The organism is Streptomyces sp. NPDC006450 (genome assembly GCF_040612195.1).
Taxonomy (GTDB): Bacteria; Actinomycetota; Actinomycetes; order Streptomycetales; family Streptomycetaceae; genus Streptomyces.
The window spans coordinates 1-10365 of the sequence record NZ_JBEXPT010000169.1; the positions used below are offsets into that span (position 1 = coordinate 1).

11 protein-coding genes are annotated in these 10365 nt (G+C 72.1%); 10 read left to right on the top strand and 1 reads right to left on the bottom strand.

What is annotated here, in order from left to right:
• Positions 1 to 130 precede the first annotated feature (130 nt).
• The gene (locus tag ABZY57_RS30180; RefSeq protein ID WP_356517310.1) at positions 131 to 550 is read left to right on the top strand and encodes a TIGR03618 family F420-dependent PPOX class oxidoreductase; all 420 of its coding nucleotides are present in this window, start codon (positions 131 to 133) and stop codon (positions 548 to 550) included.
• A gap of 104 nt (positions 551 to 654) precedes the next feature.
• Here ABZY57_RS30180 and ABZY57_RS30185 read toward each other — a convergent pair whose 3' ends face one another.
• Positions 655 to 1125: a nuclear transport factor 2 family protein gene (locus ABZY57_RS30185; protein WP_356517312.1), complete on the bottom strand. Its 471-nt coding sequence runs from the start codon at positions 1123 to 1125 to the stop codon at positions 655 to 657.
• Positions 1126 to 1291: 166 nt separating this feature from the next.
• Between ABZY57_RS30185 and ABZY57_RS30190 the strand changes: the two genes are divergently transcribed.
• The 9 genes from ABZY57_RS30190 to ABZY57_RS30230 all read left to right on the top strand — a co-directional run bounded on the left by ABZY57_RS30190 (position 1292) and on the right by ABZY57_RS30230 (position 10238).
• Positions 1292 to 2764, top strand: a complete 1473-nt coding sequence (locus tag ABZY57_RS30190; protein ID WP_356517314.1) for an FAD-dependent monooxygenase — start codon at positions 1292 to 1294, stop codon at positions 2762 to 2764.
• 51 nt (positions 2765 to 2815) lie between these two features.
• A complete protein-coding gene (locus ABZY57_RS30195) occupies positions 2816 to 3514 on the top strand; it encodes an antibiotic biosynthesis monooxygenase family protein (protein WP_356517316.1) in 699 nt (232 codons plus the stop codon).
• Positions 3515 to 3771: 257 nt separating this feature from the next.
• Complete coding sequence (locus ABZY57_RS30200) at positions 3772 to 4101, top strand: TcmI family type II polyketide cyclase (protein WP_356517318.1); 330 nt, start codon at positions 3772 to 3774, stop codon at positions 4099 to 4101.
• Positions 4098 to 5369: a beta-ketoacyl-[acyl-carrier-protein] synthase family protein gene (locus tag ABZY57_RS30205; protein ID WP_356517320.1), complete on the top strand. Its 1272-nt coding sequence runs from the start codon at positions 4098 to 4100 to the stop codon at positions 5367 to 5369. Before ABZY57_RS30200 ends, ABZY57_RS30205 begins: the two co-directional genes overlap by 4 nt.
• The gene (locus ABZY57_RS30210) at positions 5366 to 6580 is read left to right on the top strand and encodes a ketosynthase chain-length factor (RefSeq protein WP_356517322.1); all 1215 of its coding nucleotides are present in this window, start codon (positions 5366 to 5368) and stop codon (positions 6578 to 6580) included. The genes ABZY57_RS30205 and ABZY57_RS30210 overlap by 4 nt, the downstream gene beginning before the upstream one ends.
• A gap of 62 nt (positions 6581 to 6642) precedes the next feature.
• Complete coding sequence (locus ABZY57_RS30215; protein WP_356517330.1) at positions 6643 to 6912, top strand: acyl carrier protein; 270 nt, start codon at positions 6643 to 6645, stop codon at positions 6910 to 6912.
• Positions 6913 to 6924: 12 nt separating this feature from the next.
• Entirely contained in the window at positions 6925 to 7713 is a 789-nt protein-coding gene (gene fabG, locus ABZY57_RS30220) for a 3-oxoacyl-ACP reductase FabG (protein WP_356517324.1), read from the top strand.
• Positions 7714 to 7761: 48 nt separating this feature from the next.
• Entirely contained in the window at positions 7762 to 8706 is a 945-nt protein-coding gene (locus ABZY57_RS30225; protein WP_356517326.1) for an aromatase/cyclase, read from the top strand.
• Between the two features lie 2 nt (positions 8707 to 8708).
• A complete protein-coding gene (locus ABZY57_RS30230; RefSeq protein ID WP_356517328.1) occupies positions 8709 to 10238 on the top strand; it encodes an FAD-dependent oxidoreductase in 1530 nt (509 codons plus the stop codon).
• Positions 10239 to 10365: the final 127 nt, after the last annotated feature.

Sequence of the window (10365 nt, forward strand, 5' to 3'; positions counted from 1 at the left end):
GGCCGGCCCGCCGGGCCGGCCCCGCGGGTGACCCATGGCCTGCACCGGACGGTTCCGGGCGGAACCCGACCCCTCGTAGAGCCGGGACGGCAGTCGATGATCACGCCCCGGTGAAGAAAGGAATCACCCGATGTCGCCGTCGAAGCAGCGCGCCGACGCACCGCAGGTGTCGCCCTCGGTCGAGGCGTTCCTCAACGACCCCGAGCACGTGGGCGTGCTCACCACCGTCAGGCCCGACGGGACGCTGCACACGGCGCCCGTACGGTTCACCTGGGACGGCCCGGCCGGCCTCGTCCGGGTCATGACCGTCGTCTCCTCGCGCAAGGCGCGCAACCTGCTGTCCGACCCCGGCGGCCGGGTGGCGATCTGCCAGGTGCAGGGCTTCAGCTGGGTCACGCTGGAGGGCGCCGCCACGGTGGTGCGCGAGCCCGGGCGGGTGGCCGAGGGAGCCAAGCGGTACGCCAAGCGGTACTGGTCGGCGCCACCGAACCCGCCCGGCCGGGTGGTCATCGAGATCGAGGTCGACCGGGTACTGACCCTCAACACCTGAGCCGTACCCGCGGACCACCGCGGTCCCGGCACCCGAACGCGCGGCGGCAGCCTCCCCGGCTGCGCCGCGCGCTGCGCGTACCGCGTACCGCGTACCGCGCGTGCCTACGCGGCCGGCGGGGGAGTGCCGTCCGCCCACAGCAGGCGGAAGGACAGCAGGGTCAGCCGCCACCCGGCAGGGGTGCGCAGGGCCTCGCCGTTGACGAAGGTGCCTGTGGTGAACAGCGGGGCGAGCACGCCCTGCGGCGGGACGTGGCGCGGGTGGTGCACCTGCGTGGAGACCAGGTTGGCGCGCAGGGTGGCCCGGTCCCCGTCCAGGACGACCACGGCCGGGGAGCCCAGGTGCTGGGTGGCGGCGAAGGCCGACAGCGCCTTGCGGTGGAACGCGGCCATGCCCTCGGTGCCCTCGTGCCGGCTCATCGGCGGGAAGGCCACCACCGCGTCCGGGGTGAACAGCTCCGCCGCCCAGGCGTCGTCGAGCTCCTCGTCGTCGAGGGAGACCAGATAGCGGTTCAAAAGGGCCGCCACAAGAAGGCTTGCGGTGCCGGATTCCTCGAGGATTTCGGTGGAGGTCATCCTTGAGAATGCGCCTGGCACGGCCCGTCCGGGCAAGCCCGCCTGACAAAGATCTGACATTGCGGACGCTTTTCTGTCATTGATTGTCGAAGGTCTGTATCAATGACTCTTTACGCCCCGCACGGACCCTCTCGATACTGGCCGAACACCAGTGGGAAGAGGCGGGATGAGCACCTTTGATGTAGATGCCATTGTTGTGGGGGCCGGGCCCACCGGACTCATGCTCGCGGGCGAGTTGAGGCTCAATGGAGCCTCGGTGCTCGTCCTTGACAAACTCGCCGAGCCAATCAGGGAATCCCGGGCGCTCGGCTTTTCTGCGCGGACCATCGAGGAATTCGCCCAGCGCGGCCTGATCGCCCGCTTCGGCGAGGTCGGCGTCATTCCGGTCGGCCACTTCGGCGGCGTCCCCCTCGACTACCAGGTGCTCGAAGGCGGCTCGTACGGCGCCCGCGGCATCCCGCAGGCCCGTACCGAGGGCGTCCTCGGCGGCTGGGCGCGCGAACTGGGCGCCGAGATCCGCCGCGGCGTCGAGGTCACCGGCCTGGCCCAGGACGCCGAGGGCGTGACGGTCACCGCGCAGGGCGCGGACGGCACCCTCACCCTGCGCGCCCGCCACGTGGTGGGCTGCGACGGCGCCCGCAGCATCGTGCGCAAGCTCGCCGGCATCGACTTCCCCGGCACCGAGCCCGCCATCGAGCTGCGCTTCGCGGACGTGGCCGGCGTACAGCTGCGCCCGCGCTTCAGCGGCGAGCGCGTCCCCGGCGGCATGGTGATGGTCATCCCCATGGGCCCGGACCGCAGCCGCGTCATCTACTTCGACCGGGCCGAGCCGCTGCGCACGAGCCCCGAGGCGATCACCTTCGAGGAGGTCGTCGACTCCTGGCGGCGCCTGACGGGCGAGGACATCAGCGGCGCCACCCCGCTGTGGGTCAGCTCCACCACCGACAACAGCCGCCAGGCCACCGAGTACCGGCGCGGCCGGGTCTTCCTGGCCGGCGACTCCGCGCACATCCACCTGCCCATCGGCGCGCAGGGCATGAGCGCGGGCATCCAGGACGCGGTGAACCTCGGCTGGAAGCTCGCCCTGGACATCCAGGGCAGGGCGCCCGAGGGCCTGCTCGACACCTACCACGCCGAGCGGCACCCGGTCGGGGCCCGGATCCTGACCAACACCCTCGCCCAGCGCATCCTCTACCTCGGCGGCGACGACATCACCCCGATGCGCGAGGTCTTCGCCGAGCTGGTCGACAACCACGAATCGGTCCGCCGCCACCTCGTCGGCATGGTCACCGGCCTCGACATCCGCCACGACGTCGGCGCGGGCGACCACCCGCTGCTCGGCCGGCGCCTGCCCGACCGCGACCTCGTCGTCGACGGCGAGAAGACCTCGGTCTTCGCGCTGCTGAACGCCGGCCGCGCCGTGCTCATCGAACTCGGCGGTGACCACGGCCTGGGCGAGGCGGCCGCCGGCTGGGCCGACCGCGTCGAGGCGGTCCGCGCCGACCAGCCCGACTGCGACGCCCCGGTGGACGCCATCCTCGTCCGCCCCGACGGCTACGTCGCCTGGGTCGCGCCCGCGGGCGCCGGCCGCGAAGGCCTCACCGACGCCCTCGCCCGCTGGTTCGGTCCCGCCAACTGAGCGCGCCCTCCGTACCGCTCCGTCCGTACCCTTCACAGGAAGCGAAGAAGAATGCCTTTCATCTCCCTCGAGGACAAGCACCTGACCGTCCTCAACCTCTTCACCACCGACGCGCCTGAGAAGCAGGACACCCTGGTCGGCGAGATGACGAAGATCGTCAACGCGGCGACGTACGAGGGCTGGATGAACAGCACCGTGCACGCCGGCGTCGACAGCCTGGGCACCCTCAACTTCATCCAGTGGCGCAGCGGCGAGGACCTGGAGAAGCGGTACGAGGGCGAAGAGTTCAAGCACCGCACCCTCCCCGTCTTCGGCGAGATCACCACCTCGATCAAGCTGCTCCAGAACGAGGTCGCCCACACACTGACCTCGGCCGCCCTCGGCGGCAAGGTCGAGGTCGGCACGCACCGCGACGACTACACCGTCCTCGGCGTCCACTCCGTGACCGACGACGGCCAGGACGAGGCCATCGACGCCCTCGGCAAGGGCCAGGAGTTCCTCGCCGAGGTCCCCGGCTTCCGCTCGCACGTGGTCCTCAAGGGCCTGCGCGCCCGCGGCCTGGACGGCAAGTTCGTCGTCTCCTACGCGCAGTGGGACAGCAAGGAGGCCTACGACGCCTACCGCGACCAGGCCCCGGAGCAGCAGTCCGCCGAGCGCCAGAAGGCGCAGGGCCGCATCAGCGCCGTCTCCACCGAAGCCCCGTACATCAACACGTACACCGTGGTGCACTCCCGCGCCGCCGGGGAGTGACCCGGCGCGCCTTCCACGGCGCGACGGGACCGCAATGCCCCGGACGCCCGGCACCCCGCTCGGGGAGCCGGGCGTCCCGCGTACGTGCCCCTATCCATGAGAAGGCGCGCGGTGCACCCGCTCCGGCGGAATTCGAGAATCCCCCGTGCGGCGCGCTATCGCCAGGCGGGACCGTCGAAGCCAGTGGCGAATTCAGGCCGCCACGCAGCCGCGTCTGCACCGCGCTCTCCCGCGCACACGCTGAGGAGCCAAACCGTATGCACAGCACGTTGATTGTCGCCCGGATGGCAGCAGCCTCGTCCGCCGATGTGGCAAAGCTGTTCTCCGAATTCGACGCGACGGACATGCCCCAGCGCATGGGAACGCGGCGCCGCCAGTTGTTCTCGTACCGGGGCCTGTACTTCCACCTCCAGGACTTCGACGAGGACAACGGCGGCGAGCTGATCGAGCAGGCGAAGAGCGACCCGCTCTTCGTCGGGATCAGCCAGGACCTCAAGCCCTTCATCGAGGCCTACGACCCCAAGACCTGGCGCTCACCGGCCGACGCGATGGCCACGCGCTTCTACAGCTGGGAGGCGTCCGCGTGACCCGCAGACGCGTTGTCATCACCGGAATCGAGGTGATCGCCCCCGGTGGCGTCGGCAAGGAGAACTTCTGGAACCTGCTGAGCGAGGGCCGCACCGCCACGCGCGGGATCACCTTCTTCGACCCCTCGCCCTTCCGCTCCCGGGTGGCCGCCGAGGTCGACTTCGACCCGTACGCCCACGGGCTGACCGCGCAGGAGGTGCGCCGCCTGGACCGGGCCGCGCAGTTCGCCGTGGTCGCCTCGCGCGGCGCGGTCGCCGACAGCGGCATCGAGCTGGGCGGAATCGACCCGCACCGCATCGGCGTCACCGTGGGCTCCGCGGTCGGCGCCACGATGAGCCTCGACGAGGAGTACCGGGTCGTCAGTGACGGCGGCCGGCTCGACCTCGTCGACCACTCCTACGCCGTCCCGCACCTCTACAACCACATGGTGCCGAGCTCCTTCGCCTCCGAGGTCGCCTGGGCCGTGGGCGCCGAGGGCCCCTCCACCGTGGTCTCCACCGGCTGTACTTCCGGCCTCGACTCGGTCGGCTACGCCGTCGAGCTGGTCCGCGAGGGATCGGCGGACGTGGTGATCGCCGGCTCCTCGGACGCCCCGATCTCCCCGATCACCATGGCCTGCTTCGACGCCATCAAGGCCACCACCCCCCGCCACGACGACCCGGAGCGCGCCTCGCGTCCCTTCGACGGCACCCGCAACGGGTTCGTGCTGGGCGAGGGCACCGCCTTCTTCGTGCTGGAGGAGCTGGAGAGCGCCAAGAAGCGCGGCGCGCACATCTACGCCGAGATCGCCGGCTACGCCACGCGCTCCAACGCGTACCACATGACGGGCCTGCGCCCCGACGGCCTGGAGATGTCCGAGGCCATCAACCTCGCCCTCGGTGAGGCCCGCCTGAACCCCGAGGCGATCGACTACATCAACGCGCACGGCTCGGGCACCAAGCAGAACGACCGGCACGAGACGGCCGCCTTCAAGCGCAGCCTCGGCGACCACGCCTACCGCACGCCGGTCAGCTCCATCAAGTCGATGGTCGGGCACTCGCTCGGCGCGATCGGCTCCATCGAGATCGCCGCGTCCGCCCTGGCCATGGAGTACGACCTCGTACCCCCCACGGCCAACCTGACGACGCCCGACCCCGAATGCGACCTCGACTACGTACCGGTGACCGCGCGGGACCAACTGGTCGACGCGGTCCTCACGGTCGGCAGCGGATTCGGCGGCTTCCAGAGCGCCATGGTGCTGGCCAGCCCTGAAAGGAGCCTCGTATGACCGCGTCGGTGGTGGTCACCGGCCTCGGCATCGCCTCCCCCAACGGGCTGGGCGCCAAGGACTACTGGTCGGCGACTCTTGGCGGAAAGAACGGCATCGGCCGGATCACCCGCTTCGACCCGTCGAGCTACCCCGCGCGCCTGGCGGGTGAGATCCCCGGCTTCGTCGCCGAGGACCACCTGCCCTCGCGCATCCTGCCGCAGACCGACCGGGTCACCCGGCTCGCGCTGGTGGCCACGGACTGGGCGCTGCAGGACGCCGGCGTCGACCCCGAGAAGATGTCCGAGTTCGACATGGGCGTCATCACGGCCTCGGCCGCGGGCGGCTTCGAGTTCGGCCAGGGCGAGCTGCAGAGCCTGTGGAGCCGGGGCAGCCAGTACGTCTCGGCGTACCAGTCCTTCGCCTGGTTCTACGCCGTCAACAGCGGCCAGATCTCGATCCGCAACGGCATGAAGGGCCCGGCCGGCGTCGTGGTCAGCGACGGAGCCGGCGGCCTCGACGCCGTCGCCCACGCCCGCCGCCAGATCCGCAAGGGCACCGCGCTGATCGTCACCGGAGCCGTCGACGCCTCCATCTGCCCGTGGGGCTGGGTGGCCCAGCTGTCCACCGGCAAGCTGTCGACCAGCGACGAGCCCGCCCGCGCCTACCTGCCCTTCGACCGCGACGCCCGCGGCTACGTCCCCGGCGAGGGCGGCGCGATCCTCATCGCCGAGGACGCCGACGCGGCGCGCGCCCGTGGCGCCCGCATCTACGGCGAGATCGCCGGCCACGGCTCGACGATGGACCCCCGGCCCGGCAGCGGCCGCGAGCCCGGCCTGCGCAAGGCCATCGAGCTCGCCCTCGCCGACGCGGGCGTCGACTCCGGCGACGTCGACGTCGTCTTCGCCGACGGCGCCGGCGACCCCGCGCTGGACCGCATCGAGGCCGAGGCGATCAGCGCCGTCTTCGGAGCCCGGGCCGTCCCGGTGACCGTGCCCAAGTCGATGACGGGACGCCTGTACTCGGGCGCGGCCCCGCTGGACCTCGCCGCCGCCTTCTTCGCCATCCGCGACGGGGTCATCCCGCCCACCGTGCACGTCGACCCGTGCCCGGACTACCCGCTCGACCTGGTCCTGGGCCAGCCGCGCCCGGCACCGGTGCGCACCGCGCTGGTCCTGGCCCGCGGCAACGGCGGATTCAACTCCGCCATGGTCGTGCGCGCCGCCGACTAGGGGCGGCCCGTCCGCACGTACGCCACCACCCACGCAGCATCATCATGAAAGGGACTTCCACCATGGCCACCAAGGCGTTCACCCTCGACGACCTCAAGCGCATCCTGAAGGAGGCCGCGGGCGTGGCCGAGGGCGTCGACCTGGACGGCGACATCCTCGACACCGAGTTCGACGTGCTCGGCTACGAGTCCCTCGCCCTGCTGGAGGCCGGCAGCCTCATCGAGCGCGAGTGCGGCATCTCCCTCGACGAGGAGGCCGTCAACGACGCCCACACGCCGCGGACCTTCATCGACGTCGTCAACTCGCAGCTCGCCCCGGCCAAGGCCGCCTGAAGGGATCGGGACATGACCCAGAACTCCACCCCCAAGGTCGCCGTCGTCACCGGCGCGACCAGCGGCATCGGCCTCGCCTCGGCGCGCCTGCTCGCCTCGCAGAACCACAAGGTGTTCATCGGCGCCCGCAACGCCGACAACATCGCCGCCACCGTCAAGGAGCTCCAGGACGAGGGCCTGGACGTGGACGGCGCGGTCGTCGACGTCCGTGACACCGCCTCGGTGGACGCCTTCGTCCAGGCCGCCGTCGACCGCTTCGGCAGCGTCGACGTCGTCGTCAACAACGCCGGCCGGTCCGGCGGCGGACCGACCGCCGACATAGCCGACGAGCTGTGGCAGGACGTCATCGAGACGAACCTCAACAGCGTCTTCCGCGTCACCCGCGCCGTGCTCACCATCGGCGGAATGCGGAACAAGGGCCGCGGCCGGATCATCAACATCGCCTCCACCGCGGGCAAGCAGGGCGTCGTCCTAGGCGCTCCGTACTCCGCCTCCAAGCACGGCGTCGTCGGCTTCACCAAGGCGCTGGGCAACGAGCTGGCCCCCACCGGCATCACCGTCAACGCGGTCTGCCCCGGGTACGTCGAGACCCCGATGGCCCAGAAGGTCCGCCAGGGATACGCGGCCGCCTACGACACCTCGGAGGACGCCATCCTCGAGAAGTTCCAGGCGAAGATCCCGCTCGGCCGCTACTCCACCCCGGAGGAGGTCGCCGGCCTGGTCGGCTACCTGGCCTCGGACACCGCCGCCTCCATCACCTCGCAGGCGCTCAACGTCTGCGGCGGCCTGGGCAACTTCTAGCAGGTCCCGCCCCACGCACCCCCGAACACCACCTGAGGAGAACCCGTCATGACCACGCGTGAGGTCGAGCACGAGATCACCATCGGCGCCCCGGCCGCCGCCGTGTACCAGTTGCTCGCGGACGTGACCAACTGGCCGCGGATCTTCCCGCCCACCATCCACGTGGACCGGGTCGAGGCCGAGGGCGCCGAGGAGAAGATCCGGATCTGGGCGACCGCCAACGGCCAGCCGAAGAACTGGACCTCGCGCCGCACCCTGGACCCGGAGGGCCTGCGCATCACCTTCCGCCAGGAGGTCCCGGCGGAGCCCGTCAAGCACATGGGCGGCACCTGGATCGTCGAGCCGCTCGGCGAGGCGCAGTCCCGCGTCCGGCTGCTGCACGACTACAGCGCCATCGGTGACGACGCGCACGACCTGCTGTGGATCGCGCAGGCGGTGGACAAGAACAGCACCTCCGAGCTGGCGGCGCTCAAGGTCAACGTCGAGGCGGCGCACGCCGCGGAGACCGAGGAGCTGACCTTCTCGTTCACCGACACCGTCCAGGTCGCGGGCTCCGCCAAGGACGTGTTCGACTTCATCAACGAGGCCCACCTGTGGGCCGAGCGGCTCCCGCACGTGGCCGTGGTGCGCCTCGAGGAGGACACCCCGGGCCTGCAGGAGCTGGAGATGGACACCCGCGCCAAGGACGGCTCGGTGCACACCACCAAGTCGTACCGGGTGGTCTTCCCCCACGACAAGATCGCCTACAAGCAGGTCACCCTGCCGGCGCTGATGACCCTGCACACCGGCGAGTGGACGTTCGTCGAGACCGACGAGGGCACCGCCGCGTCCTCGCAGCACACCGTGACCATCAACACGGAGAACATCGCGCGCATCCTCGGGGACCAGGCCACCGTCGCCGACGCCCGCGCGTACGTGCACACGGCGCTGTCCACCAACAGCTGCGCCACCCTCGCGCACGCGAAGGCCCACGCCGAGTCGAAGGCCTCCTGAGCGTGGAGCCCGACCTTGCAGCGGGCGGTGCGGAGCCGCCGGGCGGCGCGGGCCGCCCGGACCGGCTCCACACCGAGGTCCTGGTCGTCGGCGCCGGACCCGTCGGGCTGATGCTCGCCGGCGAACTGGCACGCGGCGGCGTGGACGTGGTCGTGGTCGAAAAGCGCAAGGCCCCCTCCACCGAGTCCCGGGCCTCCACGCTGCACGCCCGCACCATGGAGATCCTCGACGCGCGGGACCTGCTGCCCGACGTCGGCACGCCGCCCCACGAGCCGCGCGGTCACTTCGGCGGCCTCCCGCTCGACCTCACGCTGCCCAGCACCCACCCGGGCCAGTGGAAGGTTCCGCAGACCAAGACCGAGGCGGTCCTGGAGGAGTGGGCGATCGCGCAGGGCGTCGACATCCGGTGCGGCCACGAACTGGTCGCCGCCGGCGAGGTCGGCGAGTACGTCGAGGCCGAGGCCGTCGGGCGCGGCGGGGTCCTGCGGCTGCGCGCCCGCTACCTGGTCGCCTGCGACGGCGAGGACAGCACCGTACGGCGGCTGACCGGGGTGGACTTCCCCGGCCACGACGCCGGCCGGGAACTGCTGCGGGCCGACGTCGACGGCATCGACATCCCCAACCGGCGCTTCCAGCGCCTGGAGCGGGGGCTGGCCATCGCCTGGCGCAACGACAAGGGCGTCACGCGCGTCATGGTCCACGAGTTCGGCTCGGCGGCCGCCCCGCGCACCTCGGACGCCTCGTTCGAGGAGGTCGCCACCGTCTGGAAGCGGGTCACCGGAGAGGACATCAGCGGCGGTACCCCGCTGTGGGTGAACTCCTTCGGCGACGCCTCCCGGCAGCTCGCCTCCTACCGGCACGGGCGCGTCCTGTTCGCGGGGGACGCCGCCCACCGGCAGATGCCGGTCGGCGGCCAGGCCCTCAACCTCGGCCTCCAGGACGCCTTCAACCTAGGCTGGAAGCTCGCGCTCACCGTGCGCGGGGCGGCTCCCGAAAGCCTCCTCGACACCTACCACGAGGAACGGCACGCGGTCGGCCGCCGGGTCCTGGCGAACATCCGGGCCCAGGCCCTGCTGCTGCTCGGCGGCCCCGAGGTGGAGCCGCTGCGCGAACTGGTCGTCGAGCTGACCGGCCTGGAGGACGTACGGGCCCACCTGGCCGGGATGATCAGCGCGCTCGACGTGCGCTACCCGGTGCCCGGCCCCGCGCACCCGCTGCTCGGAGCCCGGCTGCCGCACACCGTCGTGCGGTCCGGCGGGCGCGAGCGCGGCAGCACCGCCACCTTGCTGCGCGCCCGCGGCGGTCTGCTGCTCGACGTGGGCGGGACCGGCGTACGGGTGCCCGCCGGCTGGGCCGACCGGGTCACCGCGGTCGCCGGCGACCCGGAACCCGGCTCGCTCCCCGGTGAGCCGGGGGCCGTTCTCGTACGGCCCGACGGCCACGTGGCGTGGGTGGGCCGCCGCGGCGACGGCGACGGGCTGGCCGAGGCGCTCGACCGCTGGTTCGGCCCGGCCCGGCCACCGACCACCTGAACGGCCCCCCCCGATCCGGGGGCCCCGCCGGGTTCGCGACGCCGCGCCCGGGCCCGCCCCGCTCGGGGGCCAGCTCCGCGCGCGCCCCCCCCGGGGGGGGCGCCGGGGAGGGGGGCCCCCCCCGCCC

Coding starts and splice junctions, on each gene's coding strand:
- ABZY57_RS30180 (WP_356517310.1), top strand. CDS start 131: ATGTCGCCGTCGAAGCAGCGCGCCGACGCACCGCAGGTGTCGCCCTCG.
- ABZY57_RS30185 (WP_356517312.1), bottom strand. CDS start 1,125: ATGACCTCCACCGAAATCCTCGAGGAATCCGGCACCGCAAGCCTTCTT.
- ABZY57_RS30190 (WP_356517314.1), top strand. CDS start 1,292: ATGAGCACCTTTGATGTAGATGCCATTGTTGTGGGGGCCGGGCCCACC.
- ABZY57_RS30195 (WP_356517316.1), top strand. CDS start 2,816: ATGCCTTTCATCTCCCTCGAGGACAAGCACCTGACCGTCCTCAACCTC.
- ABZY57_RS30200 (WP_356517318.1), top strand. CDS start 3,772: ATGCACAGCACGTTGATTGTCGCCCGGATGGCAGCAGCCTCGTCCGCC.
- ABZY57_RS30210 (WP_356517322.1), top strand. CDS start 5,366: ATGACCGCGTCGGTGGTGGTCACCGGCCTCGGCATCGCCTCCCCCAAC.
- ABZY57_RS30215 (WP_356517330.1), top strand. CDS start 6,643: ATGGCCACCAAGGCGTTCACCCTCGACGACCTCAAGCGCATCCTGAAG.
- fabG (WP_356517324.1), top strand. CDS start 6,925: ATGACCCAGAACTCCACCCCCAAGGTCGCCGTCGTCACCGGCGCGACC.
- ABZY57_RS30225 (WP_356517326.1), top strand. CDS start 7,762: ATGACCACGCGTGAGGTCGAGCACGAGATCACCATCGGCGCCCCGGCC.